We start from the raw sequence: 26,076 nt of genomic DNA, 5'->3' as shown, positions 1-26,076 counted from the left end.
CAATCAGGAGAGATACATGCGCTTCTCAGCTTTGACCCAACGCATCACCGGCGATGGTGCCGCCGCCTGGCAGATTCATGACCGGGCGCTGGCCATGCGCGAACAGGGCATGGATGTGTTGTTGCTGTCAGTAGGTGATCCGGACTTCGACACCCCGTGCGCCATTGTCGAGGCCGCCGTCGCCAGCCTGCGGGCCGGTGAGACCCATTATTCGGACAGCCGCGGCCTGCACTCCCTGCGGGCCAGCATTGCTCGCCGACACCAACAACGTAGCGGCCAACCGGTGGGCGCCGGGCACGTTACGGTGCTGCCCGGCGCGCAAAGTGCCCTCTACGCGGTCGCGCAATGCCTGCTCAACCCTGGCGACGAAGTCATCGTCGCCGAGCCGATGTATGTCACCTATGAAGCGGTGTTCGGCGCCTGCGGGGCGAAAGTGGTGCCGGTGGCGGTCCGCCCGGAGAACGGTTTTCGGGTCGAACCGGCGGACGTTGCCCGTCTTGTGACCCCACGTACCCGGGCGATGCTGATCAACAGCCCGAACAACCCGTCCGGCGCCAGCCTGCCAATGTCCACATGGCAGGCATTGGCCCGGTTGTGCATCGAACATGACCTGTGGCTGATCAGTGACGAGGTCTACAGCGACTTGCTCTACGACGGCGAACACATCAGCCCGGCCGGGCTGCCGGGCATGGCCGAGCGCACCGTCACTATCAACAGTTTGTCCAAATCCCACGCCATGACCGGTTGGCGCGTCGGCTGGGCCATCGGCCCTGAACCCCTGGCCGAACACTTGGCGAACCTGTCGCTGTGTATGGTGTTCGGCCTGCCGGACTTCGTGCAACGCGCAGCCCAGGTTGCCCTGACGCGGGCGTTGCCGGAAGTGGCGCAGATGCACGAGGAGTACCGCCAGCGCCGGGACCTGGTGTGCGCCATGCTCGACGACAGCCCGGGCCTCAAGTCGGTGCGGCCCGATGGCGGTATGTTCGTGATGGTCGACGTGCGCCGGACCGGCCTCGACGCCCAGGCATTTGCCGAGCGGCTGCTGGACGACTACGGCGTCTCGGTGCTGGCCGGCGAGGCGTTCGGGCCCAGTGCGGCAGGGCATATCCGCCTCGGGCTGGTGGTCGATCAGGTGAAGCTGACGGATGCGTGCCAGCGGATCGCCTCGTGTGCGGCGGATTTGCTACGGGCCCAGCGGTAACGTTTTGTAGTGGCTGTGTGAAATTGTGTAAGGGTTTTGCTCGTGGATGAGCGAGGGCGTATATCCTTGGCAGCTTGAGATTTTCTGCGCCCGTGGTATCGCCATCGCGAGCAAGCTCGCTCCCACAGTGGTTTTGTGTAGTACCAAAGACCTCTGTGGGAGCGAGCTTGCTCGCGATAAGGCCCTGCCAGGCGCTACAGCACTTTCTGGAAACACCCATGCCCAACATCCTCCTGGTCGAAGACGACTGCGCACTCTCCGAACTGATCGCCAGTTACCTGGAACGCAACGGCTATCAGGTCAGCGTGCTCAGCCGTGGCGATCATGTGCGTGAGCGTGCGCGCGTCGATCCACCGGACCTGGTGATTCTCGACCTGATGCTGCCCGGGCTGGACGGCTTGCAAGTCTGCCGCCTGCTGCGGGCCGACTCGGCGACCTTGCCGATCCTGATGCTCACCGCCCGGGACGACAGCCACGACCAGGTGCTGGGCCTGGAGATGGGCGCCGATGACTACGTCACCAAGCCTTGCGAGCCCCGGGTGTTGCTGGCGCGGGTGCGTACCTTGTTGCGCCGCAGCAGCCTTACCGAGCCGCAGACGGTCAACGACCGTATTGTCATGGGCAACCTCTGCATCGACCTGTCCGAGCGCACCGTAACCTGGCGCGGACAAGCGGTGGAGCTGTCCAGCGGCGAATACAACCTGCTGGTGGTGCTGGCCCGGCATTCCGGCGAAGTGCTGAGCCGCGACCAGATCCTGCAGCGCCTGCGCGGCATCGAATTCAACGGCACCGACCGTTCGGTGGACGTGGCTATTTCCAAGTTGCGACGCAAGTTCGACGACAACGCCGACGAAGCCCGCAAGATCAAGACCGTGTGGGGCAAGGGTTATCTGTTCAGTCGTTCCGAGTGGGAATGCTGAGCCGATGTGGAAGCTGCTGATTCGCCTTTACCTGGTCACCATCGTGTCCTACAGCGCGGCGATCTACCTGATGCCGGAACTGGTGATCCGCCTGTTCCAAGACCGTTTCATGACCTACAACCTCGATTATTCCCGTGGCTTGCAAACCTTGATGGTCAAGCAGTTCCGCGCCGTGCCCAGCGAGCAGTGGCCGGCGCTGGCGGCGCAGATGGACAGGGAGTTCGAGCCGCTGCGCATCGAGCTGGCGGCGGTCGATGACGGCGGCTTCAGCGCCGATGAGCAGGCGCGTCTCAAGCGCGGCGAGAACGTGGTGCGTATCGGTGACTGGGCCTGGCGCACCTTGGCGGCGGCGCCGCTGGACGGGCGCACAGCGGTGAAGATGGTCGTGCCGCCGGACCCGGCCGACGTCAGTTGGTTGTACTGGAGCATCAACGTGTTGATCGGCGCGACCATGCTGGCCTGCCTGCTGCTCTGGTTGCGGCCTCACTGGCGCGACCTGGAACGCCTCAGGCGTACCGCCGAACGTTTCGGCAAAGGTCATCTGGGTGAGCGTACGCACATTGCCTCCAGTTCGAACATCGGCAGCCTGGCCCACGTGTTCGACACGATGGCGGGGGACATCGAGAACTTGCTCAACCAACAGCGCGACCTGCTCAACGCCGTGTCCCACGAACTGCGCACGCCCCTGACACGGCTCGACTTCGGCCTGGCCCTGGCGCTGTCCGATGACCTGCCGGCGGCCAGTCGCGAGCGCTTGCAAGGGTTGGTGGCGCATATTCGTGAGCTGGATGAGCTGGTGCTGGAACTGCTGTCCTATAGCCGTTTGCAGAACCCGCAACGCCTGCCCGAACGGGTCGAAGTGGCATTGGACGAGTTCATCGACAGCATCCTGGGTAGCGTCGACGAAGACCTGGCGGCGCCAGACGTGGTGATCGACGTGCTGCTGCATGGGGCGCTGGAGCGTTTCGTACTGGACCCACGCCTGACCGCACGGGCCTTGCAGAACCTGCTGCGCAATGCCATGCGTTATTGCGAAAAACGCATCCAGGTGGGCGTGCTGGTCAGTGATCAAGGCTGTGAGATCTGGGTCGACGACGATGGTATCGGCATTCCCTACAGCGAACGCGAGCGCGTGTTCGAGCCGTTCTACCGTTTGGATCGCAGCCGCGACCGCGCCACCGGCGGGTTCGGCCTCGGCCTGGCCATCAGCCGCCGGGCCCTGGAAGCTCAGGGCGGCACGCTGACCGTCGAGGCCTCGCCGCTGGGTGGGGCGCGCTTCAGGCTGTGGCTGCCAACACCATCCTGAGGTTGCCACTCTCTATTGCTTGACGCTGACCCTGTGGCGAGGGAGCTTGCTCCCGCTGGGCCGCGAAGCGGCCCCAATGCTTTTCACCCAAACAACCCCGCCGCAATATTGATCGAAAACCCCAGGATCGCCGTGTTGAACACAAACCCGATCAACGATTGCGCCAGGACGATCTTGCGCAATTGCCGCGTGGCGACGCCCACGTCCGCGGTTTGCACCGCCACGCCGATGGTGAAGGAGAAATACAGGAAGTCCCAATAGTTGGGTGTGGTCAGCCCTTCGGCAAACCGCAACGCCGGCTCCTTGCCTTCCCAGGTGTAATACAACCGCGCGTAGTGCACGCTGAAGATCACCCCGATCAGCAACCAGGAACCGATCACGGTCATTGCCGTGAAACCGTAATGCAGCAGCTTGCCGGCGGCGTCCAGGTCGCGGCTGCCGGCCAGTTCGAAGGTGATGGTTGCCAGGCTGGCCAATGCCGCGATGCAGACCACCAGCAGGACCAGCCCGGCATTTTCATCTTCGATTTCGGCAATGCGCCGGACGTCGGGCGCCTTGGCCCGCACGGTCAGCCAGGACATCAGCACCAGGTAGGTCCAGACGCCGACATTCCAGCCGATCAGGATCTTGCTGATGATCGAGTCCACGGGAGCCAGGATACCCACCGCCAGGCCAAGGACCGTGGCGCTGGACAGACGCGGGTGGGTGCGGGTGAGGAAGGGCATGGAGACTCACTGTCCAGAGGGGAGGCGGCTAGTATGAGCGATCAAGCGAAGGGGCGACCATCTATCGCGCTGGACTCGATCAATTGCACGCCCGCTTCCTGCATCCGTCGGATTGCCGCCTCCATCGAGCCGTCGATATCGATGCCCCGGCAGGCATCCAGTATCACCACCGCATTGAACCCCGCCAACCGGGCATCCAGCGCCGAGAACATCACGCAGAAATCCAGGGCCAGCCCCACCAGGTACACGGTGTCGATGCCGCGTTCCTTGAGATAGCCGGTCAAGCCGGTAGGGGTCAGGTGATCCGCTTCCATGAAGGCTGAATAGCTGTCGATGTCCGGGTTGCAGCCCTTGCGGATGATCAGCTTGGCATGGGCGAGGTCGAGTGCCGGGTGCAGCGCGGCGCCGTTGCTGCCCTGTATGCAGTGGTCGGGCCAGAGTTTCTGCTCGCCGTAGGGCAATTGGACGATGTCGAACGGTTGCTTGCCCGGATGGCTGGACGCAAACGAGGCGTGCCCGGCCGGGTGCCAGTCCTGGGCAAGGACGACGTGCCTGAAGGAATGGCCGAGTTGGTTGATCAGCGGCACGATCTCATCGCCGCCTGGCACGGCCAGTTGGCCGCCGGGGATGAAGTCGTTCTGTACATCGATTACTACCAGCGCGGTGGTCAAAGCCCGGTTGGCGGGAACGCCCATGAATGAATCCTCCTTGAAGTGATTCTTCGATAGTAGCTGAACCGCTTGGGCCAGGTGCGTAGACTGACGCACCGCCATCGCGAGCAAGCTCGCTCCCACAGGGGGCTCAGGGCTCATGGGTTTTGCATTCACCGCAAGTCCATTGTGGGAGCGAGCCTGCTCGCGATGGCTGCGGCACATTCAACATTGATGCAAGCTGACACACCGCTATCGCGAGCAAGCTCGCTTCCACAATGGAACTACAGTGAACACAGGATTGATGGTTTACAAAAAATATTCTCCCTGCTGGGGATAATGTCTTTCGTCGAAAACATTCCAGCTTTGATGGCTTTTTGACATTTGCTTCGTGCGTCCCTGTCACGATTAAGTACAATCGCCGGCCTTCAACCGGGCATGGAAGCAGTCCGGTCTCCAGTTACGAGAAAAAACCATGCTCATCGGCAGTTATTCCCCCGCCCTTGTTTCGATTTCCTTGTTTGTTGCTGTGCTGGCTTCCTATACCGCCCTGGACCTGGCCGGGCGGATCGCGACCGCCCAGGGGCGCGCTGCGCATTTGTGGATGACCGGGGGGGCGCTGGCGATGGGGGTGGGCATCTGGTCCATGCACTTCATCGGCATGCTCGCGTTCAGCTTGCCGGTGGAGCTTGGCTACGACGTATCCATCACCGCGCTGTCGCTGCTGGTCGCGATTCTTTCCAGCGGTTTTGCCCTGTGGCTGGTCAGCCAGCCACGATTGCCAGCGTGGCAACTGGCGTTCGGCGCGCTGATCATGGGCGCCGGGATCAGCACCATGCATTACACGGGCATGGCCGCACTGCGAATGCAGCCAGGCATCGACTATGACCCGACACTGTTCGGGGCTTCGTTGGTGATTGCGGTCGGCGCTTCAGCGGCGGCGTTGTGGATTGCCTTTCGCCTGCGTCAGAACACTCCCCACGTGCGTCTGGCTCGTGCAGGCGCTGCGGTGATCATGGGTATCGCCATCGTCGGCATGCACTACACCGGCATGGCCGGGGCGCGGTTCAGCGACGGCAGCTTTTGTGGCTCCCTGGACGGCTTGAGCGGCAAGGGCCTGGACAATCTGGTGTTGATCACCACCCTGGCGGTGCTGGCCATCGCCTTGCTGACGTCGATTCTCGATGCGCGCCTGGAAGCCCGTACTGCGGAGTTGGCCCAATCGCTGACCCTGGCCAACCGGGAACTGACCCAGTTGGCCCTGCACGACCCTCTCACCGGACTGCCCAACCGGGTATTGCTGGCTGATCGTATCGACCAGGCCATTCACCGGGTGCAAGGGCAGGGCGGCTGCTTCGCCCTGATGTTCATCGACCTGGATGGTTTCAAGCCGGTCAACGACGCCTTTGGTCACCACATGGGCGATTTGTTGCTGCGGGACGTGGCCCTGCGCCTGCGTGAAGACCTGCGCAGCCAGGACACCCTGGCGCGGATCGGCGGTGATGAGTTCGTGCTGTTGGTGCAACTGACTGAACCGGACGATGCCTTGCAACTGGCGGCACGTCAGGTCGGCTTGATCGCACGCACGTTCCGGGTGGCTGAGCATGACTTGCAGATCTCCGCCAGCGTCGGCATCGCCGTTTACCCTGGTAACGGCCAGAGCGCCGACGAACTGTTGATGAACGCCGATGCGGCGATGTACCACGCCAAGGGCGCCGGCAAGAACGGCTACAGCTTTTTCGACGCGTCGATGAACAGCAACGCCCGCAAGCAATTGCAGTTGCTGCAAGACTTGCGCATCGCCGTCGAACAGCGGCAATTCAGCCTGTACTACCAGCCCAAGTTCGATGCCGCCAACGGCCGGCCGGTCGGCGCCGAGGCCTTGTTGCGCTGGAACCATCCGACCCTGGGCCTGTTGATGCCCGACACCTTCATCGACTTGGCGGAAAAGACCGGGTTGATCATCCCCATCGGCGAATGGGTGTTGAACGAAGCCTGTCGGCAGATGCGCGAATGGTACGTGCTCGGTTATACCGATTGGCGCATTGCGGTGAACCTGTCGGCGTTGCAGTTCTGCCATACCGGTTTGGTGCAGAGCGTGGCCAAGGCCTTGGAAACGCATCAGCTGCCGGCCAACAGCCTGACCCTGGAAATCACCGAGACCACCGCCATGAGCGATGCGGACGCGAGCATGACGGTGCTGCAACAGCTCTCGGACATGGGCGTGGACCTGTCCATCGACGACTTTGGCACCGGCTATTCGAGCCTGATGTACCTCAAGCGGCTGCCGGCCAATGAGTTGAAGATCGATCGCGGCTTCGTGCGTGACCTGGAGCACGACAGCGATGACGCGGCGATCGTCTCTGCCATCGTCGCCCTCGGCCAGGCCCTGGGCCTGCGGATCGTCGCCGAAGGCGTGGAGACCGATATGCAACAAGACTTCCTGACCCAGTTGGGCTGCGATTCGCTGCAGGGCTATCTGCTGGGGCATCCATTGCCGGCTGAGCGGTTCATCCACGACATTCGCCAGGCGCAACGGATAGCGGCGGGCTGAGCCACTTCAAGGCACGATATCGAACGCCGTGCTGCCCAGCCGCTCGCCGTTGACCAGCAGGTGCACGGCATGCCGGCCCGCGTAATGTTTGCGGGTGGTCAACTCGCGAATGTGCTGGGAGCGGCTGAGGTTGACGCAACCCTGGGCAGGCAGGTCGAAGGTCTTGAGCTTGAAGACTTTGGCCGAGGTGCCGCCCGAGGCTTTCACGTAGTCGATGGCATAGTCGATCACCAGGCGTTGGCTCTGTTCCAGGGTTGATTGCACCGTGAAGGACAGCGTGACCTGTTCCCCCAGGCGAATCACCGCAGGCGTCACCTGCAAATCCAGTACCTGGACCTGTGCCTTGCCGCCGACCCCGATGACGCCCAGCGCCCTGGGGTTGCCTTGTTTGATCAGGCTGCGCAGCGCATGCCGGGCGATCCACGCCGTGTGGCGGTCTTGCAGCGGCCAGCCTTCGATCTGGTCCAGCACCCAGTCGGGATGCTGCTTGGTGACGTCGTTGAGATGGTTGGCCACCGATTTGCGCACATAAAGGCTGTCGTCGGCCTTGAGCGTGTCGAGGATCGCGGCGGCGAGGTCAGGATTGGCCTGGATCGGCTCCAGGTGAAACGACCACGGCAAGCGTGGCCGGCTGCCTTCGCTGGCCAGGCGGCGTACGTGCTCGTTGGCGTCCAGCGCCCAGTCGTGCATGACCTTGAGGGTGCGTTCCAGGTCATCGCGCAGGAAGTGCCGCACGGCGAACTCCGACGAGCCGAACCGGGTGAAATACTTGAGCGCGTCCAACGACACGTCGAAGCGATGCCGGCCATAGGACGCCACGTAGTGTGGCAGGAACATGCTGACGAACATGCTGTTCAGGCGCGGGGCCAGGGCGCGCAGCACCTCCAGTGAAGCTTCATAACCGAGGGGCAGCACCGCATGCAGGCACTCACTGACCCGGGCCATGCGCTGCATCACCGACAACTCGGCCAGCCCGTCGTTGGCCATGTGCAAAAACGCCGGGGCATCGAATGCTGGGTAAACCGCGCGCATTTCGCCAGCGATGTGCTCCAGGCGGGCGCTGTTGAAGATTTCCTTGAGGGCAGGGGATGACGGGGTAGAGGTGGTCATGGCGAGATCCGTGGTCCAGAGGTTGTCACTATGCCATGCACAACCTGTGGCGAGGGAGCTTGCTCCCGCTCGGCTCTGTAGGAGCTGTCGAGTGCAACGAGGCTGCGATCTTTCCCCAGGCACTTGAGTCTCAAGCGAAAGATCAAAAGATCAAAAGATCGCAGGCTTCGCCAGCTCCTACAGGGTTCAGCGGGAGCAAGCAGGGGGTACAGTTTCCAGAAATTAAGGAATGATTCGCCGCCCGCGAAGTCCCAGATTCAGTCCCTCGAATAACTGGAGTTTTTTCTATGCGCAAACCATCCCTGATCGCCAGCCTGTTCCTGATCGCCGGCCTTGGAGCCCTTGGGCCTGTTGCGCAAGCGGTCGAGAAAACCGGGGAGGCCCTGGAGCATTCGCCAAGCAATGGCCGCAGGCTGGTGGCGAACGACCGGGTACCGGCGGACTACCAGCGCGCGGACCGGGCCATGAAAGACTGGAAACAGAAGAAACTCGAGCAACCGACAAACGAGCAGCAATGGGTGCAGATCGACGACAAGTACCTGCTGGTCGAAACCGTGTCCGGCGCCATCGTCAAGATCGTGCCGGCCACACGTTAGAGCACTTCGCCTTTGTCCCACAGGTGAACCAGCTCGCCGGGTGCCTGGTCCTCAGGCACCTGTAGCACCATCTCATCGTCCTGGTCGTCGGTGCGGTAGCGCACCTCGATCTGGAAAAATCGCTGGTCGCCGTGCCCGGGCGTGGAGGACGTCAGTGGCAGGCAACCCTCCAGGACCGAACAGATGCGCGTGCGCTGGTCGAGGTCGCACTGGGCGAATTCGATTTCCCGTGGTCGGGTCAGCGCATGGATGGCGGCCACGCCACCCTGGCGCGACAGCCGTATCACCGCCTTGTCGTCGAGGTCTGGAAGGGTTTTCATCAGCTCTCCTGTGTCAGGTCGACGCCGACCTGGGCCCAGCCGTTCTGCACCGCTTGCACTTCCCGCGTGCCAAAGCGCTGGCGGGCATGCTCGACGGTCAGGCGGGCGAAGGCGCTGAAGGACGCGTCATTGGCCAATCTTCGGTCGCACAAGGTTTCATACCAGATCCGGCCGGCCTTTTCCCAGGCAAATCCGCCCAGCGTGGTCGCCACCAGATAAAAGGCCCGGTTGGGAATGCCGGAGTTGATGTGCACGCCGCCGTTGTCTTCACGGGTAATGACGAATTCGCGCATGTGCGAAGGTTGCGGGTCCTTGCCCAGCAACGGGTCATCGTAGGCGGTGCCGGGGTTGGACATGCTGCGCAGGCCGTCGCCGTTGATCTTGTCGGTGAGCAGGTCGGCGCCGATCAGCCAGTCGGCCTGGTCGGCGGTCTGTTCGAGCACGAACTGCTTGACCAGCACACCGAACACATCGGAGATGGACTCGTTCAGCGCACCGGATTGGTTGGCGTAGATCAAGCCGGCCTCGCTTTCGGTGACGCCATGGGCCAGCTCGTGGGCCACCACGTCCAGGGAGCGGGTGAAGCGCTGGAAGATTTCGCCATCGCCGTCGCCGAACACCATTTGCGCGCCGTTCCAGAAGGCGTTTTCATAGCCCTGGCCATAATGCACGCTGCCCACCAGGGCGAAGCCTTTGTTGTCGATGGAGTCGCGCCCCAGGACCTTCCAGAAAAAATCATAGGTGGCGCCGAGGGCGTCGTAGGCTTCGTCCACGGCTGGGTCACCACTGGCCCGCTGGCCTTCCAGGCGAACCGGCTGGCCGGGCAGTTCCATGCTGTTCTGGGCGTCATGCACGCTGCGTTGCGGCTGTCCGGCCGTGCCGGGATTGGGCCGGTTCGCGGCGGCGGGAAGGTTGCCGGGCGGGCCGGGGTTGTGCCGCAGGCTGCGCACGTGGGTCAAGGTGCCGAGGGCGCTGGAGCGTTGCTGTTCGGAGCCGTGGGCGATGATGCGATTGAGGATGTATGGCGGAATGAAACTGTAGAGCGGACGAGAGTCGAACATCAGAAAATCCTTATCTGAAATGCAGGGACGATACCCATGTGAACCGAAGAGGCCGTCGCGGTTCCCTGCCGCATGGCATACAACGTTTGCCATGCGCCCGGATTTCTGCGAAAACCCCGCGCCTGGATCACACGAGGGATACCGCCATGAATGAAGAGCTGCAAATCATCGACCTGGAACAGGGCGACGGCAAAAGCGTAGTCAAAGGTGCGCTGATCACCACCCAATACCGCGGCACCCTCGAAGACGGCACCGAATTCGATTCGTCCTACAGTCGCGGCAAACCCTTCCAATGCGTGATCGGCACAGGTCGCGTCATCAAGGGCTGGGATCTGGGCCTGATGGGCATGCAAGTCGGTGGCAAGCGCAAGTTGTGGGTGCCGGCCCACCTGGCCTACGGTGAGCGGTCCATGGGCGCCCACATCAAGCCCAACGCCAACCTCATCTTCGAAATCGAGTTGCTGGAAGTCCTGACGCGAGACGATTGATGGCTGGGCGGGTCATGACCTGCCGGCACAGGACCGCTCGCTGAACAGCGGGATGCGGCCGTTGACGGAGGGGCGATAGCACCAGGTCAACTGATCCAGTGGCGGTTCGCGCTCCAGAATCGCCGTCAGCGTGGCGCGGGCGATGTCCATGGCCAGGGTTTGGCCTGGGCATTCATGGCGCCCGCTGCCGAAGCTGAAACTGCGGCGGTTCGGGCGGTCGAGCAGCAGGGTGTCTGGTCGGGGGTTGAGTTGCGGATCGCGGTTGGCTGAGGCCAGCAGCACCAGGACCACCTCCCCGGGGTTCAGCGCAGTGCCGAGGATTTCGCAGGGCGCGGCGATGAAGCGGCGAGTGTTTTGTACCGGCGGGTCGAAACGTTGGACTTCGGCCAGCAATGAGCCGACCTGTGTGGGGGCCTCTCGCAGCGTCCGGTGCAACGCGGGATCGCCGATCAGCGCCAGCAACGCGTTGCCAATCAGGCCGGCGGTGGCTTCATAGGTTTGCGAGAGCAGCCCGATCAGGTTGGCGACTTTACTGTCCGGATCAGCGTTTTCGAAGCCTGGGCCAATGCCCAGCAGCAAAGGGTTGTCCTGCGCCTCGATCCGCTCCTGGAATAAACCGGTCAGTTGCTCGCTGGCCTGGTGTGCCGCGTCCAGTTGCGGTGTTTGGCTCAGGGGCGACAGGCCGGCGACGAAGTCTGCGGTCAATTCGCTGACCCGGTGACAGTCCGTCGGGCTGAAACCCAGCAATGCCGCGACCACGCTGGCCGGCCCGATGAATTGGGCCTGGTGCAGGCCTTCGGCGCCCTCTTGGAGAAGGCGGGCCCTGACCAGTGCCTCGACCTGCCGGGGATCGATGTCCTGCAACCGCGGCGCAATTGCGGCCCTCGGGCAACGCTGCCGTTCCCCTTCGTTCATGCGCATCAGGTGGCCGAACACCCGCCCGGCAGGCCCCTCGGCGATGGCCTTTGGCACGGGCTCGTGAGCCGGGCGCACATGGCAATCGGGATGGTGCAGCACCGCGCACACGGCCTCGGCGCTGCTGGCGATCCACAGGTTCAGTTCGGGATCGAAGGCCAGTCCGCCGGCAGCGCGCAGGGCGGCGTAAAAAGGGTAAGGGTCGGAATGTGTCGCGGCGGTGATCGGGTCCATGAAGCGCGGCCTTGTTCGTGATGGAGAAAGTGTTGCTACTATCTCCAGTCGATGCATGGCTTGATTCGTCGGGGAGCGAAATATGAACGCAGAGCACCATGACCTGGGCGTGTCCCAAGTGGCGGCGGCCATTGCCGAACCGGCGCGCACCCGGATGCTGTGTGCGTTGATGGACGGCCATGCCCGCACCAGCACCGAATTGGCGAGCATCGCCGAGGTCAGCGCCTCGACCGCCAGCGCCCATCTGGCGAAACTCAAGCAAATGGCCTTGGTGCGCTTGCATGTCCAGGGCCGTCATCGTTATTACAGCCTGGCCGACCCGCGCGTCGCCCAGGCACTGGAGGCGTTGATGGTGATCGGCCAGAGCGCCGCACCAACCTTCACCCCGCGCACACCGGATCGCCTGCAATTTGCTCGCACCTGTTACGACCACATGGCCGGCACTCTGGCGGTGCGCCTGCATGACCGGATGATCGAGGCTGGATGGCTGATAGAGGTGCAAGGCGATGGCTATCGGCTGAGTGAGTCCGGGGCGGCGGTGTTCGAAGGATTGGGCATCGACGTCCAGCAACTCGTCACGCAACGCCGCCGATTCGCCTGTCCCTGCCTGGACTGGAGCATGCGCCGCCCGCACCTGGGCGGTGCCTTGGGCGCGGCGTTGCTGCAAGTGGCGATCAAGCGCAAATGGGTGATCCAGGACCTGGACAGCCGGGCGCTGGGGGTAACGGCCAGTGGTCGTCGGGAGATGGTGGGGCGGTTTGGCGTGAGTGCCGAAATCGATGTCAAACCCACCGCCGTCATCGCGAGCAAGCTCGCTCCCACAGTGGGCCTGCGCTGACCCCAAGACCCATGCACACCCAAGATCCCCTGTGGGAGCGAGCTTGCTCGCGATAGCAGTTTCAGCATCACCCACATCATCAAGCCATATGCCGGCGCCGATACTCATCCGGCGTAGTGCCCATCATTTTGCGGAACATGCTGATGAACGCCGAGGCGCTGCTGTAGCCCAGGTCCAGGCCGATGGTTTCCACGCTCTGGCCACGTTCGAGCAGGGCCAGGGCCTCGATGACTTTCAGGCGCTGGCGCCATTCCACCAATGACATGCCCAGGTCCCGCTGGGCCCGGCGCATCAGCGTGCGCTCGGTGGTGTTGGCAGCGCGGGCCAGTTGTGGCAAGGAACGCGGGTCGCTGGGGTTCGCCTCCAAGGCTCGCAGCACGGGGCCCAGCAGTGGATCATCCGAGGAGGGCAGGTAGCTGCCGACATGGGGTGCCTGCGCCAGCTTGTCCACCAACACCTGCAGCAAACGTTGCTGCTCGGGCGTCTGCGGTTGGCTCGGTGGATCGCTGCGCAACTCTTCCAGCAGGGCGCGGATCAGCGGGCTCAAGGTCAGCGCGCAGGGTACGGCCGGCAACGCGTCGCACAGTTCGGCGGCCAGGTACAACGAACAATGGCAGGCCTCATGCCGATTGAAGCCAACGTGTTCCATGTCCGGCGGCAGCCAGATGCCGTACTGCGGTGGCGCCAGGTAATGGTGCTGGGCGATCTCGATTTCCATCACGCCACTGTAGGAGTAGACGAACTCACCCCAGGCATGCCGGTGCCGGGGGTAAGTGGCATGGGCCGGCATGCAGGCGCTGCGAAAGAAAATCGGCGAGGGCAGGGCCGCTTCGAACGGAGGAATCTTCAGATGTTGGGCTGGAGGCTGCATATCGACCGCAATGGCGGATTACCGGGATGGCTTGTCGGGTAATCACTATATCCAGCAAAGGTGTCAGGCAGACAATCCTTTCATCTCTTTCTGCCCAAGGACCGTTCCCATGACCACCCGCCGTGCCCTGGATGGCCAGGTCTGCGCCCTGATGACCGGCCTCTGTGCCATTTGGGGTTTCCAGCAAGTCGCGATCAAGGCCGGCGCCGCCGATATGGCGCCGATGCTGCAACTGGGCGTGCGCTCGGCCATCGCTGCGGTACTGGTCTGGTTGTTGGTGCTGGTGCGCGGTGAACGCCTGTCCCTGGCCGATGGCAGTTGGCGCCCGGGCATGCTGGTGGGGTTGTTGTTTGCCTTGGAGTTCGTGATGGTGGGCGAAGGCCTGCGGCATACGACGGCATCGCACATGGTGATTTTCCTCTATACCGCACCAATGTTCGCCGCCCTCGGCTTGCACTGGAAACTGCCGAGCGAACGCCTCAAGCCGGCGCAATGGCTGGGCATCGCCGTTGCCTTTGGCGGGATCGTGGTGGCTTTCAGCGGGGGCTCGGGCGCGGCGAACGGCAGTTCGTTGCTCGGTGACGGCATGGGCTTGCTGGCGGGTGCGCTGTGGGGCGCAACCACGGTGACGGTACGCTGTTCGCGGTTGACGAATCTGCCGGCCAGCCAGACGCTGCTTTACCAATTGGTTGGCGCCGGGGTGCTGCTGATCGGAATGTCGATAGCGCTGGGGCAAACGACGATCAACCCCACGCCACAACTCATTGCCAGCCTGGCGTTCCAGGTGTTGCTGGTGTCCTTCGCCAGCTTCCTGATCTGGTTCTCCCTGCTGCGCCACTACCTCGCTTCGCAACTGGGGGTGTTGTCGTTCATGACGCCGCTGTTTGGCATCGGTTTTGGCGTCTGGTTGCTGGATGAACCGCTGGAGCCGAACTTCATCGTTGGCGCGGTTCTGGTGCTGGGCGGGATCTTGCTGGTCAGCGGTTACGGATGGTTTCGCCAGCGTTGGGGGCGATGGCCGGTTTTGCGTCGGGGGTAGTGGGGACAGATCCATGTGACGAGGGAGCTTGCTCCCGCTGGGGTCTGTAGGAGCTGGCGAAGCCTGCGATCTTTTGATCTTTCGCTTGAGACTCAAGTGTCTGGGGAAAGATCGCAGCCTCGTTGCACTCGACAGCTCCTACACAGGGGTTTGGATCAAACCTTGACGATCCAACCCGCTGGCGCTTCCACGTCACCGGTCTGCACGCCGGTCAGCTCTTTGTAGAGCTTCTGGGTGATCGGGCCGACTTCGGTTTCGCTGTGGAACACGTGCAGCTTGTCCTTGTAGCTGATGCCGCCAATCGGGGTGATCACCGCAGCGGTACCGCAGGCGCCGGCTTCCTTGAAGTCCGACAGTTTGTCGATGAACACGTCGCCTTCGATCACTTCCAGGCCCAGGCGCGATTTGGCCAGTTCGATCAGCGACAGGCGAGTAATGCCCGGCAGGACCGAAGGGGATTTCGGGGTGACGAATTTGTTGTCGTGGGTGATGCCGAAGAAGTTGGCCGAGCCGACTTCCTCGATTTTCGAGTGGGTCATCGGATCCAGGTAGATGCAGTCGGCGAAACTGGCTTTTTTGGCCTGGGAACCGGGCATCAGGCTGGCGGCGTAGTTGCCACCGACCTTGGCCGCGCCGGTGCCTTGTGGGGCGGCGCGGTCGAAGCTGGAGATCAGGAAGTTGTGCGGGGTCAGGCCGCCCTTGAAGTAGGCGCCGACCGGGATGCAGAAAATCGAGAAGATGAACTCGGGTGCGGTGCGCACGCCGATGTTGTCACCCACGCCGATCACGAACGGGCGCAGGTACAGCGCGCCGCCGGTGCCGTAAGGCGGGATGAAGCGCTCGTTGGCGCGGACCACTTGCTTGCAGGCCTCGACGAACTGCTCGGTGTCGACGTGCGGCATCAGCAGGCGGGCGCAGCTGCGCTGCATGCGGGCGGCGTTCTGGTCCGGGCGGAACAGGTTGATGGAGCCGTCCTTGCAGCGATAGGCCTTCAAGCCTTCGAAGCACTGCTGACCGTAGTGCAGGGCGGTGGAGCCCTCGCTGATGTGCAGCACGTTGTCTTCGGTCAGGGTGCCCGCGTCCCAGGCACCATCGCGCCAGTGCGACAGGTAGCGCTTGTCGGTCTTGATGTAGTCAAAGCCCAGTTTGTCCCAATTGATGCTCTCGTTACCCATGACACCCTCTATTTCTTGACAACCGTCGAAACGGTTCAAGGCTTCTGACGTTTTTTGGATGGGAACAACAATACTTCATTCCGGGGCTGTTTCGCAGCCTCACTCGATGATTGTTCCCACGCTCCGCGTGGGAATACTTCAACGGACGCTCCGCGTTCGGCTTTGGGACGCGGAGCGTCCCTGGCTGCATTCCCACGCGGAGCGTGGGAACGATCCTGATGCGTTACAGATGCAACGCATGCCCCAACGCCCGCAACGCCGCTTCCTGCACGGCCTCGCCCAGCGTCGGGTGGGCGTGGATGGTGCCAGCGATGTCCTCCAGGCGCGCGCCCATTTCCAGGGATTGGCCGAACGCGGTGGACAGTTCCGACACGCCCACGCCAACCGCTTGCCAGCCAACGATCAGGTGGTTGTCCCGGCGCGCCACGACCCGGACGAAACCGCTTTTCGATTCCAGGGTCATGGCCCGACCGTTGGCGGCAAACGGGAAGCTCGACACCATGCAATCGAGCCCGGCCGCCTTGGCTTCGTCCGGCGTCTTGCCGACGACCACCAGTTCCGGGTCGGTGAAGCACACCGCGGCGATGGCCGTTGGGTTGAACTCGCGATGCTGGCCGGCGATCAGCTCGGCGACCATTTCACCCTGGGCCATGGCCCGGTGGGCGAGCATCGGTTCACCGCTCAGGTCGCCGATGGCCCAGACGTTGCGCATGCTGGTCTGGCAACGGCTGTCGATTTTCAGCGCCGAACCGTTCATCGCCAAGCCCAGCGCTTCGAGGTTCCAGCCCTGGGTGTTGGGTTTGCGCCCAACGGCCACCAGCACCCGGTCGGTGTCCAGGTTCAGCGTCTCGCCATTGGGATCACGCACTTGCAAGGTGCTGGCCTGGGCATCGAAACCTTCGACGCTGTGCTTGAGGTAAAGCTTCACGCCCAACTGCTTGAGCGCCTCGTGCACAGGCTGGGTCAGCTCGCCGTCATAGGCTGGCAGGATCCGTTCCTGGGCCTCGACCACGCTGACCTCGGCGCCGAGCTTGCGGTAGGCAATGCCCAGTTCCAGGCCGATATAGCCACCGCCGACCACCACCAGGTGCTTGGGCACCGAGGTGGGGGCGAGGGCTTCGGTGGAAGAAATGATTGGCCCGCCAATCGGTAGCATCGGCAGGTTGACGCTTTTCGAACCAGTGGCCAGCAGCAGGTGTTCGCACTGGATGCGGGTGTCACCGACCTCGACCGTCTTGCCATCGATCACCTTGGCCCAGCCGTGAATGACCTGGACCTTGTGCTTTTTCAACAGCGCCGCGACGCCGGTGGTCAGGCGATCGACGATGCCGTCCTTCCATTCCACGCTCTTGCCGATGTCCAGGCTCGGCGCCGCCACCGTGATGCCCAAGGCCGAAGCCTGGCTGTGGTGCCGGGTCTGGTGGAACTGCTCGGCCACATGGATCAACGCCTTGGACGGGATACAGCCGATATTCAGGCAGGTCCCACCCAACGCCTGGCCTTCCACCAGGATGGTCGAGATGCCCAGTTGCCCGGCGCGGATCGCCGCCACATAACCGCCGGGGCCGCCGCCGATAATCAGCAGCGTCGTGTTCAAAGTTTGCATCGCCTGCTCCATTGATGATTAGTCCACAAACAAGGTGGCGGGTTGTTCGAGCAGGCCACGCAGGGCCTGGATGAATTGCGCCGCGTCCATGCCGTCGACCACCCGGTGATCGAAGGAGCTGGAGAGGTTCATCATTTTGCGGATCACGATCTGGCCCTTGATCACCACGGGCCGCTCGACGATTTTGTTCACGCCGACAATCGCCACTTCCGGCAGGTTCAGCACCGGCGTGCTGACGATGCCGCCGAGCGCACCGAGGCTGGTCAGGGTGATGGTCGAACCGGACAGCTCATCGCGACTGGCCTTGCCCGTGCGGGCCGCCGTGGCCAAGCGGGAGATTTCCGTCGCGCTGTCCCACAGGCTACGGGCTTCGGCGTGACGCACCACCGGCACCATCAGGCCAACATCGCTCTGGGTGGCGACGCCCACATGCACCGCACCTGAGCGGTGAATGACCTGGGCTTCGTCGTCGTAGCGGGCGTTCATCTGCGGGAAATCGCGCAGGGCCACGACCAACGCGCGGACCAGGAACGGCAGCAAGGTCAGCTTGCCGCGACTGGCGCCGTGTTTTTCATTCAAGTGAACCCGCAGCTCTTCCAGGGCGGTGACGTCGATTTCTTCGACGTAGCTGAAATGGGCGGCGCGCTGGGTCGCTTCCTGCATGCGCTGGGCGATCTTGCGACGCATGCCGATCACCGGGATCTGCTGCTCGTCGTGGCGCTCGGCATAACCCGAACCGCCCTTGGCCTGGGTCGACGGACCCTGGGCCAGATAAGCATCGAGGTCTTCGTGCAGGACCCGCCCGGCGGGGCCGCTGCCTTGGACCAGGCGCAATTGAATGCCCAGGTCCAGCGCGTGTTTGCGCACGGCCGGCGACGCCAGTGGACGCTCGTCGGGGTCGCGGGCCACAGGCGCTTGCGGGGCGCAGCGGGGCGCGGCGGTTTTTTCCAGCACCGGTTCAGGTGTCGCCACGAGTGCCGGCTTCGGTGCTTGCGCAGCCGGCGCTGGCGCTTGTTGGGCCGATTCTTTCAGGTTACCCGCACCTTCGACTTCAATGCGGATCAGTTCGCTGCCCACCGCCATGACTTCGCCGGGCTCGCCACCCAGGGCGATGACCCGGCCATGCACCGGAGAGGGGATATCCACCATGGCCTTGTCGGTCATGACATCGGCCAGCACCTGGTCTTCGACCACCATGTCGCCAACCTTGACGTGCCACACCGACAGTTCAACTTCCGCGATGCCTTCGCCGATGTCCGGCATCTTGATAACGTGCGTGCCCATTCAGACCTCCATGACCCGTTTCAACGCCGCGCCCACACGGGACGGCCCTGGGAAATACGCCCACTCCTGCGCGTGCGGGTAGGGGGTGTCCCAACCGGTGACACGCTCGATGGGCGCTTCCAGGTGGTGGAAGCAGTGTTCTTGCACCAACGCCACCAGTTCGGCGCCGAAACCGCAGGTGCGGGTGGCTTCGTGAACCACCACACAGCGGCCGGTTTTCTTCACGGATTTGACGATGGTCTCAAGGTCCAGCGGCCACAGGCTGCGCAGGTCGATGACTTCGGCGTCGATACCGCTCTCTTCGGCAGCCACTTGGGAGACGTAGACCGTGGTGCCGTAGGTGAGAACAGTCACGTCCTTGCCCGGACGGGTAATGGCGGCGACGTCCAGCGGCACCGTGTAGTAGCCGTCCGGCACTTGCGCCGAGGGGTGTTTCGACCACGGCGTTACCGGGCGGTCGTGGTGGCCGTCGAACGGGCCGTTATACAGGCGCTTGGGCTCGAGGAAGATCACCGGGTCATCGTTTTCGATGGAGGCGATCAGCAGGCCCTTGGCGTCGTAGGGGTTGGACGGCATGACGGTGCGCAGGCCGCAGACCTGGGTGAACATCGCTTCGATGCTCTGGCTGTGGGTCTGGCCGCCATAGATGCCTCCGCCGCAGGGCATGCGCAGGGTCATCGGCGCGGTGAACTCGCCGGCCGAGCGATAGCGCAGGCGTGCTGCTTCGGAGATGATCTGGTCCGACGCAGGGTAGACGTAATCGGCGAACTGAATCTCGGCCACCGGGCGCAGGCCGTAGGCGCCCATGCCCACCGCCACGCCGACGATGCCGCTTTCGGAAATCGGTGCGTCGAACACTCGCGAGGTGCCGTACTTGTTCTGCAGGCCTTCGGTGCAGCGGAACACGCCGCCGAAGTAACCCACGTCCTGGCCGAACACCACGACGTTGTCGTCGCGTTCGAGCATCACGTCCATGGCCGAGCGCAGGGCCTGGATCATGGTCATGGTGGTAGTGGTCATGGCGGTGTCCAACGCAATATTGTTGTTGTGATCGTTCATGTCAGATCCCCAACTGCTGACGCTGGCGCTTCAAGTGCTCCGGCATTTCTTTGTAGACGTCTTCGAACATGGTCGCGGCGCTTGGAATCTGCCCGCCGGCGAGGGTGCCGTACTGCTCGGCCTCCTTCTGCGCGGCGATCACTTCGGCTTCGAGTTCGGCGGTGACTGCCGCATGTTCCTCTTCGGACCACTGGCCGATCTTCACCATGTGCTGCTTGAGGCGCGCAATCGGATCGCCCAGCGGGAAGTGGCTCCAGTCGTCGGCGGGGCGGTACTTCGAAGGGTCGTCCGAAGTGGAGTGCGGGCCGGCGCGGTAGGTGACCCATTCGATCAGCGCCGGGCCGAGGTTGCGGCGGGCGCGTTCGGCGGCCCAGCGCGAGGCGGCGTAGACCGCCATGAAATCGTTGCCATCCACGCGCAGGGAGGCAATGCCGCAACCGACGCCGCGTCCGGCGAAGGTCGTGGCTTCACCGCCGGCAATGGCCTGGAAGGTGGAGATCGCCCACTGGTTGTTGACCACGTTGAGGATCACCGGTGCCCGGTAGACGTGGGCGAAGGTGAGGGCGGTGTGGAAGTCCGATTCGGCGGTGGCGCCGTCACCGATCCAGGCCGAGGCGATCTTGGTATCGCCCTTGATCGCCGAGGCCATGCCCCAGCCCACGCCCTGGACGAACTGCGTGGCGAGGTTGCCGGAAATGGTGAAGAAACCCGCGTCCTTGACCGAGTACATGATCGGCAACTGTCGGCCCTTGAGCGGATCGCGCTCGTTGGACAGCAGTTGGCAGATCAGGTCCACCAGCGGCACTTCGCGGGCCATCAGGATGCTTTGCTGGCGGTAGGTGGGGAAGCACATGTCGTCGATGTTCAACGCCAGGGCCTGGGCGCTGCCGATGGCTTCTTCGCCAAGGCTTTGCATGTAGAACGACATCTTTTTCTGCCGCTGGGCGACCACCATGCGGTTGTCGTAGATGCGCGTCTTGAGCATGGCACGCATGCCCTTGCGCAGGATCTCGACGGGAATGTCCGCAGCCCAGTCGCCCAAGGCATTGCCCTGGTCGTCGAGTACGCGGATCAGGCTGCGAGCCAGGTCGGCGGTGTCGGCGGGTTCGACGTCGATGGGTGGTTTGCGCACCGTGCCGGCATCGGACAGATGCAGGTAGGAAAAGTCGGTCTTGCAGCCGGGACGGCCCGAGGGTTCGGGAACGTGCAGGCGTAGCGGTTCATACGCTGGGTTCATGGCTTTCTACGCTCGATCTTGTGAATTTCTTGTAGTGGGCGCGCTAGCTGACGAATTTCCCCGGGTACGGGAAATTGTCCTACAACAATCATAGGCTCGACGAAGAAGAATATTTTTCTCTGTTGGCTTGCTGTTCAGATCATTTGCAGATAAAAAATCTGCACAACGATAAAAAACAGGATTATTTGTCTCATGCGTAAATTGGATCGCACCGACATCGGCATTCTGAACAGCCTTCAGGAAAACGCCCGCATCACCAACGCCGATCTCGCCCGTTCGGTCAACCTGTCGCCGACGCCGTGCTTCAACCGTGTCCGGGCCATGGAGGAGCTGGGGGTGATCCGCGAGCAGGTCACGCTGCTGGACGCCGACCTGCTGGGGTTGCACGTCAACGTGTTCATCCATGTGAGTTTGGAGAAACAGGTGGAAGAGGCGTTGCAGCACTTCGAGGAGGCAATCTCCGACCGACCGGAGGTGATGGAGTGCTACCTGATGGCCGGCGATCCGGATTACCTGATCCGCGTGCTGGTGCCGACTATCCAGTCGCTGGAGCGGTTCATGATGGACTTCTTGACCAAGGTCCCGGGCGTCGCGAACATCCGCTCCAGCTTTGCCCTCAAGCAAGTGCGCTACAAGACCGCACTGCCGTTGCCGGCCAATGGGTTGACCCTGGGCACCTGACCCCCTGCTCGCGAAGGCGTCGGCACTTCAACATTGATGCCAGCAGACCCACCGTTATCGCGAGCAAGCTTTGCTCCCACAGTGGACCTGTGTTTGGCCGCGGATTTATTGGCAATCCAAAAACTCTGTGGGAGCAAAGCTTGCTCGCGATGCAGGCGCCTCGGTTTCCCAGGAGACCGCGTCCACTTCATCGCGGGCAAGCCTTGCTCCCACAGGGAAGTGGGCCTTAGAGCAACCGACACTGCATCGAAAACCCCAGCGCCACCGACTGCCCTTGCTCCAGCAGGCGCAACCCTGGCCTCCCCGGCAGGTGATGGGCGTTGACCGGATGGCTGACCGGTTCGATGCAGAAGAAATCCAGGCCCACGGGGCAGTACAGCAGAAAGTACTCGCTGCCGCTGGCTCGGCATTCCAGCTCATAACCCAGGTCCGGTTGCTGGATCAGACAGTGCCCGTCCCAACCACCGAAGCCGTTGTCGACTAGCGTGTCTGGCAGTAACCGGGCGTGCTGGAAATCCCACTCTGCGGGGATGTCCCTCAGTTCCGTTGGCAGTTTCGAGGCATCGCACAGCCAGGCTTCGCTGGCGCGGGTTTGCAGGCGAGTACTGGCGGTGCGCGGAAAATACGGGTGCAAGCCCAGCCCGTGCCAGGCGGCTTGTTCGGCTATGTGAGTGACGTGCATGGCGATTTGCAACTGACCGCCGCTCAAGCGGATCCGCAGGCTGGCGCAATAGGCGAACGGGTGTTGGCTGTCGAGTTGCAACAAGGCTTCCTGGGTACTCTGCTCGACCACTTGCCACGGTTGTTGCCAGGCGCTGCCATGGATCGGGAACGGATCGTTGGGGCTGTTGGCCTCCAGGGCCAGCCAGCCGCCGGGGCAGTCGAAACCGCCCTGGGCGATCCGGTTCGACCACGGGATCAACGGGAAGCAGCCGAGTTTGCCCGGCAGGCCGTTTTCCACGGCTTGCGCAGCAGGCGGGCGCAACAAGGGCGCACCGCTGCCGCGCAGGGTCCAGTCAACGAGGCTGGCGCCCAGGTGCGGGGCGAGGGTGAGGCGGGTGAGTTCGTCTTCGAGATGGAGAAGAGGCTGCGTCATGGTGGTCGCGTCTATCGAGTGGGAAAAAGCTTTTGTGGCGAGGGAGCTTGCTCCCGCTCGGCTGTACTGTAGGAGCTGTCGAGCGAAGCGAGGCTGCGATCTTTTGATCTTTCACTTGAGATTCAAGTGGCTGGGGAAAGATCGCAGCCTCGTTGCACTCGACAGCTCCTACCGCAGTCCAGCGGGAGCAAGCTCCCTCGCCACAAGGAGGCTTGCGCGCTTTTGGGGTTACAACACCAGATGCGGCAACCACAGCGAAATGGCGGGAATGTAGGTCACGAGCATCAGCACCACGAACAGCATGGCGTAGAACGGCAGCAGCGCCTTGACGGTGCTTTCGATGCTGACCTTGCCGATGGCGGAACCGACGAACAACACCGCGCCCACCGGTGGCGTGATCAACCCGATACCCAGGTTCACCAGCATGATCATGCCGAACTGCACCGGGTCCACGCCGATGCCGACGATCACCGGCATCAGGATCGGCGTCAGGATCAGGATCAGCGGCGCCATGTCCATCACGGTGCCCAACAGCAGCAACATCACGTTGATGCACATCAGGATCACGTAGCGGTTGTCCGACAGGGTCAGGAACGCGGTGGTGATCTTCGCCGGGATCTCCATCAGCGTCATGATGTAGCCGAAGCTGGCGGCGAAGCCGATCAGGATCATCACGATGGAGATGGTGCGTACCGTACGGTGCATCAGTTTCGGCAACTCGCTCCACTTGTAGTCCCGATAGATGCACATGGTCACGAAGAACGCCCACACCACGGCAATGGCGGCCGATTCGGTGGCGGTGAAAACACCCGAGAGAATGCCGCCAAGGATGATGAACAAGGTCATCATGCCCCACATGGCTTCCCGGCAGATCTTCAGCGCTTGCTTGAGCGGAATCACTTCGCCCTTGGGGTAATTGCGTTTTTTCGCGAAGACCAGGCACAGCGCCATCAGGCAGAGGTTCATCATGATGCCGGGGACGATGCCGGCCATGAACAGCGAACCGATGGAGACGGTGCCGCCAGCGGCGAGCGAATACAGCACCGCGTTGTGGCTTGGCGGGGTCAGCAGCGCTTGTACCGAACCACTGACGGTGACGGCCGTGGCGTAATCACGCGGATAGCCTTGGCGCGTCATTTCCGGGATCAGCACCGAGCCGACCGAGGCCGTATCGGCCACCGAGGAACCGGAGATCGCGCCAAAGAAACTCGAAGCCACCAGGTTGACCAAGGACAGGCCACCGCGCACGAAGCCTACCAGCACGCTGGCGAAGGCCACCAGTCGACGGGACATGCCGCCTTCGGCCATGATCGCACCGGCCAGGACGAAGAACGGAATGGCCAGCAACGAGAACTTGTTCACCCCGCCCGTGACCTGGATCATCATGGCCTGGAACGGAATATCGATCCACCACGCCCCGATCAGGGCGGCAGCGCCCAACGCGTAGGCGACCGGCATGCCGATCAGGATCAACAACAAAAAACTGCCCAGCAGAATCAGCGCGTCCATTAAGCGGCACCTTCGTTTTCTTCGACCAGGTCGAACTGCACGACCCGGCGCTGGCTTTGATCACCCAGCAAGAGTTTTTCCAGGACAAAAATCAGGGTCAGGAAACCACCGACCGGGATCGGCATGTAGGTGATGCCGACGCGCAGGGTGGGGATGGCGCTCATGAATTGATTCCAGGTGGTCATGCACAGCTTGGTGCCCCAGATGGTCATGAAGATGCACACCGCCGCCATCAAGAGCTGGGTGACGACCGAAGCCAAGGTTTGCCAGTGCCGGGGCAGGCGGCTGGTGACCATGTCCACGGCCATGTGCGAGCCGGAGCGGTAGCTGGCAGCGGCACCGATGAAGGTAAATACGATCATCAGCAGGATGGCGGTGGGCTCGGGCCAGCTGGAGCCTGAGCCCAGCACGTAGCGGGCAAATACACCCCAGGGAATCATCAGGGCAACTGCCAGGACAGATAGGCCGGCCACCCAGATGCACGTCATGTAGATTTTATCGTTGATACGCAGCAGCAAATTCTTCATCGGGTTCCACCGTAACCGGGCGTGCCTTGGGCAGCAGGCGCGCCGGGCCTTTTCATGAGTACAGAACGAGAGGTCTTATTGAACGGCTTCGATACGCTTGATCAGGTCGGCATAGGGCGCGCCGTACTTGGCCCGCACGGGGGCGGTGGCGTCGTAGAAGGGTTTCTTGTCGACAGTGATGAATTCCACACCCGCGGCCTTGAGTTTTTCTTCACTGGCGGTGGACTTCTTGTCCCACAGCTCGCGCTCTTCGGCCTGGGCAGCCTTGGCGGCTTTCTTGACCATGTCCTGTTGCGCCGGGGTCAGTTTTTCCCAAGTGATTTTCGACATCACGATCGGCTCTGGCAGGATCAGGTGACCGGTCAGGCTGTAGTACTTGGCGTTCTGGTAGTGGTTGTGTTCGAGCAGGGTCGGCGGGTTGTTTTCCGCGCCGTCGATCACGCCGGTCTGCAAGGCGCTGAAGATTTCACCGGTGTCCATGGCGATGCCGTTGGCGCCCATGGCATTCATCATCTCGATGAACATCGGGTTGCCTTGGACGCGGATTTTCATGCCCTTCAGATCTTCGAGCTTGCGCACTGGTTTCTTGGTGTAGAGGTTGCGCGTACCGCCGTCCATCCAGGCCAGGGCGACCAGGCCGAATTCCGAGTTGGTGATCCGGTCGAGGATCGCATCGCCGACGTCACCGTCGATAACCGCGCGCATGTGAGCCTGGTCGCGGAAGATGAACGGCATGTTGAAGACGTTCACATCCGGTACGACAGGACCGACGATACCCAGGCTGACCCGGGACATCTGGATCGCGCCGGCTTGCATCTGCTCGATCACTTCTTTTTCGGAGCCCAGTACGCCGCCCGGGAAATACTTGAACTTCAGTTCGCCGTTGCTCTCTTTTTCGAGGGTCTTACCCATGGATTCCTCGGCGACCACGGTTGGGTAGCCCTTGGGGTGGATGTCGGCGATCTTGATGTCGAGGGCTTGCGCCGCCTGGGCCAGGAAGGCCAGGGGGAGGGCTGCGATCAGAAGCGTACGTTTGAAATTCATGGTCAATCTCCAGTCTTGTTGTTTTTTTTA

General features: G+C 62.7%; 25 protein-coding genes. 9 read left to right on the top strand and 16 right to left on the bottom strand.

From position 1 onward, the window contains the following. Positions 1 to 16: 16 nt before the first annotated feature. The 3 genes from QMK47_RS17460 to QMK47_RS17450 all read left to right on the top strand — a co-directional run bounded on the left by QMK47_RS17460 (position 17) and on the right by QMK47_RS17450 (position 3,427). Complete coding sequence (locus QMK47_RS17460; protein ID WP_258688568.1) at positions 17 to 1,201, top strand: pyridoxal phosphate-dependent aminotransferase; 1,185 nt, start codon at positions 17 to 19, stop codon at positions 1,199 to 1,201. Between the two features lie 218 nt (positions 1,202 to 1,419). Further along, a complete protein-coding gene (locus QMK47_RS17455; protein WP_253475874.1) occupies positions 1,420 to 2,121 on the top strand; it encodes a response regulator transcription factor in 702 nt (233 codons plus the stop codon). A gap of 4 nt (positions 2,122 to 2,125) precedes the next feature. Then, positions 2,126 to 3,427 (top strand): ATP-binding protein, encoded by a 1,302-nt coding sequence (locus tag QMK47_RS17450; protein ID WP_320388866.1) that lies wholly within the window; start codon positions 2,126 to 2,128, stop codon positions 3,425 to 3,427. A gap of 83 nt (positions 3,428 to 3,510) precedes the next feature. On the opposite strand, the gene QMK47_RS17445 is transcribed toward QMK47_RS17450, so the two are convergent. Together QMK47_RS17445 and pncA are read right to left on the bottom strand one after the other, a co-directional pair. Then, positions 3,511 to 4,152, bottom strand: a complete 642-nt coding sequence (locus QMK47_RS17445; RefSeq protein ID WP_320388865.1) for a DUF1345 domain-containing protein — start codon at positions 4,150 to 4,152, stop codon at positions 3,511 to 3,513. 41 nt (positions 4,153 to 4,193) lie between these two features. Beyond that, positions 4,194 to 4,847 carry a bifunctional nicotinamidase/pyrazinamidase gene (gene pncA / locus QMK47_RS17440; protein WP_320388864.1) on the bottom strand — a complete coding sequence of 218 codons (654 nt, stop codon included), beginning with the start codon at positions 4,845 to 4,847 and terminating at the stop codon, positions 4,194 to 4,196. 430 nt (positions 4,848 to 5,277) lie between these two features. On the opposite strand from pncA, the gene QMK47_RS17435 reads away from it, so the two are divergent. Then, positions 5,278 to 7,356, top strand: coding sequence for a putative bifunctional diguanylate cyclase/phosphodiesterase (locus tag QMK47_RS17435; RefSeq protein ID WP_320388863.1), 2,079 nt, complete (start codon positions 5,278 to 5,280; stop codon positions 7,354 to 7,356). A 6-nt stretch (positions 7,357 to 7,362) separates the two neighbouring features. Here the strand turns inward: QMK47_RS17435 and QMK47_RS17430 are convergent, their stop codons facing one another. Further along, on the bottom strand, positions 7,363 to 8,466 hold the full coding sequence (locus QMK47_RS17430; protein WP_320388861.1) for a DNA alkylation repair protein: 1,104 nt from the start codon (positions 8,464 to 8,466) through the stop codon (positions 7,363 to 7,365). A gap of 287 nt (positions 8,467 to 8,753) precedes the next feature. Between QMK47_RS17430 and QMK47_RS17425 the strand changes: the two genes are divergently transcribed. Next, positions 8,754 to 9,062: an RcnB family protein gene (locus tag QMK47_RS17425; RefSeq protein ID WP_258688558.1), complete on the top strand. Its 309-nt coding sequence runs from the start codon at positions 8,754 to 8,756 to the stop codon at positions 9,060 to 9,062. Here QMK47_RS17425 and QMK47_RS17420 read toward each other — a convergent pair. Next, positions 9,059 to 9,382, bottom strand: a complete 324-nt coding sequence (locus QMK47_RS17420) for a protealysin inhibitor emfourin (protein ID WP_320388860.1) — start codon at positions 9,380 to 9,382, stop codon at positions 9,059 to 9,061. The genes QMK47_RS17425 and QMK47_RS17420 overlap by 4 nt on opposite strands. After that, entirely contained in the window at positions 9,382 to 10,443 is a 1,062-nt protein-coding gene (locus QMK47_RS17415; protein WP_258688556.1) for a M4 family metallopeptidase, read from the bottom strand. The genes QMK47_RS17420 and QMK47_RS17415 overlap by 1 nt, the downstream gene beginning before the upstream one ends. Before the next feature lie 146 nt (positions 10,444 to 10,589). Here QMK47_RS17415 and QMK47_RS17410 point away from each other — a divergent pair, with 146 nt between their 5' ends. Then, complete coding sequence (locus tag QMK47_RS17410; RefSeq protein ID WP_003202944.1) at positions 10,590 to 10,931, top strand: FKBP-type peptidyl-prolyl cis-trans isomerase; 342 nt, start codon at positions 10,590 to 10,592, stop codon at positions 10,929 to 10,931. 12 nt (positions 10,932 to 10,943) lie between these two features. Here QMK47_RS17410 and QMK47_RS17405 read toward each other — a convergent pair whose 3' ends face one another. Continuing rightward, the gene (locus tag QMK47_RS17405; protein ID WP_320388859.1) at positions 10,944 to 12,080 is read right to left on the bottom strand and encodes a cytochrome P450; all 1,137 of its coding nucleotides are present in this window, start codon (positions 12,078 to 12,080) and stop codon (positions 10,944 to 10,946) included. A gap of 82 nt (positions 12,081 to 12,162) precedes the next feature. Here QMK47_RS17405 and QMK47_RS17400 point away from each other — a divergent pair, with 82 nt between their 5' ends. Continuing rightward, positions 12,163 to 12,918: a metalloregulator ArsR/SmtB family transcription factor gene (locus QMK47_RS17400; protein WP_320388858.1), complete on the top strand. Its 756-nt coding sequence runs from the start codon at positions 12,163 to 12,165 to the stop codon at positions 12,916 to 12,918. A 79-nt stretch (positions 12,919 to 12,997) separates the two neighbouring features. Here the strand turns inward: QMK47_RS17400 and QMK47_RS17395 are convergent, their stop codons facing one another. Then, positions 12,998 to 13,789: an AraC family transcriptional regulator gene (locus QMK47_RS17395; protein WP_253475849.1), complete on the bottom strand. Its 792-nt coding sequence runs from the start codon at positions 13,787 to 13,789 to the stop codon at positions 12,998 to 13,000. 109 nt (positions 13,790 to 13,898) lie between these two features. On the opposite strand from QMK47_RS17395, the gene QMK47_RS17390 reads away from it, so the two are divergent. Next, positions 13,899 to 14,828 carry a DMT family transporter gene (locus QMK47_RS17390; protein ID WP_253475847.1) on the top strand — a complete coding sequence of 310 codons (930 nt, stop codon included), beginning with the start codon at positions 13,899 to 13,901 and terminating at the stop codon, positions 14,826 to 14,828. 155 nt (positions 14,829 to 14,983) lie between these two features. Here QMK47_RS17390 and QMK47_RS17385 read toward each other — a convergent pair whose 3' ends face one another. The 5 genes from QMK47_RS17385 to QMK47_RS17365 all read right to left on the bottom strand — a co-directional run bounded on the left by QMK47_RS17385 (position 14,984) and on the right by QMK47_RS17365 (position 21,189). Further along, on the bottom strand, positions 14,984 to 16,003 hold the full coding sequence (locus QMK47_RS17385; protein ID WP_014337840.1) for a branched-chain amino acid aminotransferase: 1,020 nt from the start codon (positions 16,001 to 16,003) through the stop codon (positions 14,984 to 14,986). 223 nt (positions 16,004 to 16,226) lie between these two features. After that, positions 16,227 to 17,609, bottom strand: a complete 1,383-nt coding sequence (gene lpdA, locus QMK47_RS17380; RefSeq protein ID WP_320388857.1) for a dihydrolipoyl dehydrogenase — start codon at positions 17,607 to 17,609, stop codon at positions 16,227 to 16,229. A gap of 18 nt (positions 17,610 to 17,627) precedes the next feature. Continuing rightward, entirely contained in the window at positions 17,628 to 18,893 is a 1,266-nt protein-coding gene (locus tag QMK47_RS17375) for a dihydrolipoamide acetyltransferase family protein (RefSeq protein ID WP_258688534.1), read from the bottom strand. Continuing rightward, positions 18,894 to 19,952 (bottom strand): alpha-ketoacid dehydrogenase subunit beta, encoded by a 1,059-nt coding sequence (locus QMK47_RS17370; RefSeq protein WP_024619271.1) that lies wholly within the window; start codon positions 19,950 to 19,952, stop codon positions 18,894 to 18,896. A gap of 1 nt (position 19,953) precedes the next feature. Continuing rightward, a complete protein-coding gene (locus tag QMK47_RS17365) occupies positions 19,954 to 21,189 on the bottom strand; it encodes a 3-methyl-2-oxobutanoate dehydrogenase (2-methylpropanoyl-transferring) subunit alpha (RefSeq protein ID WP_212800058.1) in 1,236 nt (411 codons plus the stop codon). Between the two features lie 192 nt (positions 21,190 to 21,381). Here QMK47_RS17365 and bkdR point away from each other — a divergent pair, with 192 nt between their 5' ends. Then, positions 21,382 to 21,870 (top strand): Bkd operon transcriptional regulator BkdR, encoded by a 489-nt coding sequence (gene bkdR / locus QMK47_RS17360; protein ID WP_003202929.1) that lies wholly within the window; start codon positions 21,382 to 21,384, stop codon positions 21,868 to 21,870. Positions 21,871 to 22,096: 226 nt separating this feature from the next. On the opposite strand, the gene QMK47_RS17355 is transcribed toward bkdR, so the two are convergent. From QMK47_RS17355 to QMK47_RS17340, 4 genes are all read right to left on the bottom strand, one after another. Further along, on the bottom strand, positions 22,097 to 22,966 hold the full coding sequence (locus tag QMK47_RS17355; RefSeq protein ID WP_253475841.1) for an aldose 1-epimerase: 870 nt from the start codon (positions 22,964 to 22,966) through the stop codon (positions 22,097 to 22,099). 228 nt (positions 22,967 to 23,194) lie between these two features. Then, on the bottom strand, positions 23,195 to 24,475 hold the full coding sequence (locus QMK47_RS17350; RefSeq protein ID WP_018605859.1) for a TRAP transporter large permease: 1,281 nt from the start codon (positions 24,473 to 24,475) through the stop codon (positions 23,195 to 23,197). Further along, positions 24,475 to 25,002, bottom strand: a complete 528-nt coding sequence (locus tag QMK47_RS17345; RefSeq protein ID WP_320388855.1) for a TRAP transporter small permease — start codon at positions 25,000 to 25,002, stop codon at positions 24,475 to 24,477. Before QMK47_RS17345 ends, QMK47_RS17350 begins: the two co-directional genes overlap by 1 nt. 75 nt (positions 25,003 to 25,077) lie before the next feature. Continuing rightward, the gene (locus tag QMK47_RS17340) at positions 25,078 to 26,046 is read right to left on the bottom strand and encodes a TRAP transporter substrate-binding protein (RefSeq protein WP_214512647.1); all 969 of its coding nucleotides are present in this window, start codon (positions 26,044 to 26,046) and stop codon (positions 25,078 to 25,080) included. Positions 26,047 to 26,076 lie beyond the last annotated feature (30 nt).

The sequence above is a fragment of the Pseudomonas sp. P9_35 genome (genome assembly GCF_034008205.1).
Taxonomy (GTDB): Bacteria; Pseudomonadota; Gammaproteobacteria; order Pseudomonadales; family Pseudomonadaceae; genus Aquipseudomonas; species Aquipseudomonas kilonensis.
Note: the sequence above shows the minus strand (reverse complement) of the source record. Positions and strands in the feature narration are given on the sequence as shown.

Coding starts and splice junctions, on each gene's coding strand:
- QMK47_RS17460 (WP_258688568.1), top strand. CDS start 17: ATGCGCTTCTCAGCTTTGACCCAACGCATCACCGGCGATGGTGCCGCC.
- QMK47_RS17455 (WP_253475874.1), top strand. CDS start 1,420: ATGCCCAACATCCTCCTGGTCGAAGACGACTGCGCACTCTCCGAACTG.
- QMK47_RS17450 (WP_320388866.1), top strand. CDS start 2,126: ATGTGGAAGCTGCTGATTCGCCTTTACCTGGTCACCATCGTGTCCTAC.
- QMK47_RS17445 (WP_320388865.1), bottom strand. CDS start 4,152: ATGCCCTTCCTCACCCGCACCCACCCGCGTCTGTCCAGCGCCACGGTC.
- pncA (WP_320388864.1), bottom strand. CDS start 4,847: ATGGGCGTTCCCGCCAACCGGGCTTTGACCACCGCGCTGGTAGTAATC.
- QMK47_RS17435 (WP_320388863.1), top strand. CDS start 5,278: ATGCTCATCGGCAGTTATTCCCCCGCCCTTGTTTCGATTTCCTTGTTT.
- QMK47_RS17430 (WP_320388861.1), bottom strand. CDS start 8,466: ATGACCACCTCTACCCCGTCATCCCCTGCCCTCAAGGAAATCTTCAAC.
- QMK47_RS17425 (WP_258688558.1), top strand. CDS start 8,754: ATGCGCAAACCATCCCTGATCGCCAGCCTGTTCCTGATCGCCGGCCTT.
- QMK47_RS17420 (WP_320388860.1), bottom strand. CDS start 9,382: ATGAAAACCCTTCCAGACCTCGACGACAAGGCGGTGATACGGCTGTCG.
- QMK47_RS17415 (WP_258688556.1), bottom strand. CDS start 10,443: ATGTTCGACTCTCGTCCGCTCTACAGTTTCATTCCGCCATACATCCTC.
- QMK47_RS17410 (WP_003202944.1), top strand. CDS start 10,590: ATGAATGAAGAGCTGCAAATCATCGACCTGGAACAGGGCGACGGCAAA.
- QMK47_RS17405 (WP_320388859.1), bottom strand. CDS start 12,080: ATGGACCCGATCACCGCCGCGACACATTCCGACCCTTACCCTTTTTAC.
- QMK47_RS17400 (WP_320388858.1), top strand. CDS start 12,163: ATGAACGCAGAGCACCATGACCTGGGCGTGTCCCAAGTGGCGGCGGCC.
- QMK47_RS17395 (WP_253475849.1), bottom strand. CDS start 13,789: ATGCAGCCTCCAGCCCAACATCTGAAGATTCCTCCGTTCGAAGCGGCC.
- QMK47_RS17390 (WP_253475847.1), top strand. CDS start 13,899: ATGACCACCCGCCGTGCCCTGGATGGCCAGGTCTGCGCCCTGATGACC.
- QMK47_RS17385 (WP_014337840.1), bottom strand. CDS start 16,003: ATGGGTAACGAGAGCATCAATTGGGACAAACTGGGCTTTGACTACATC.
- lpdA (WP_320388857.1), bottom strand. CDS start 17,609: ATGCAAACTTTGAACACGACGCTGCTGATTATCGGCGGCGGCCCCGGC.
- QMK47_RS17375 (WP_258688534.1), bottom strand. CDS start 18,893: ATGGGCACGCACGTTATCAAGATGCCGGACATCGGCGAAGGCATCGCG.
- QMK47_RS17370 (WP_024619271.1), bottom strand. CDS start 19,952: ATGAACGATCACAACAACAATATTGCGTTGGACACCGCCATGACCACT.
- QMK47_RS17365 (WP_212800058.1), bottom strand. CDS start 21,189: ATGAACCCAGCGTATGAACCGCTACGCCTGCACGTTCCCGAACCCTCG.
- bkdR (WP_003202929.1), top strand. CDS start 21,382: ATGCGTAAATTGGATCGCACCGACATCGGCATTCTGAACAGCCTTCAG.
- QMK47_RS17355 (WP_253475841.1), bottom strand. CDS start 22,966: ATGACGCAGCCTCTTCTCCATCTCGAAGACGAACTCACCCGCCTCACC.
- QMK47_RS17350 (WP_018605859.1), bottom strand. CDS start 24,475: ATGGACGCGCTGATTCTGCTGGGCAGTTTTTTGTTGTTGATCCTGATC.
- QMK47_RS17345 (WP_320388855.1), bottom strand. CDS start 25,002: ATGAAGAATTTGCTGCTGCGTATCAACGATAAAATCTACATGACGTGC.
- QMK47_RS17340 (WP_214512647.1), bottom strand. CDS start 26,046: ATGAATTTCAAACGTACGCTTCTGATCGCAGCCCTCCCCCTGGCCTTC.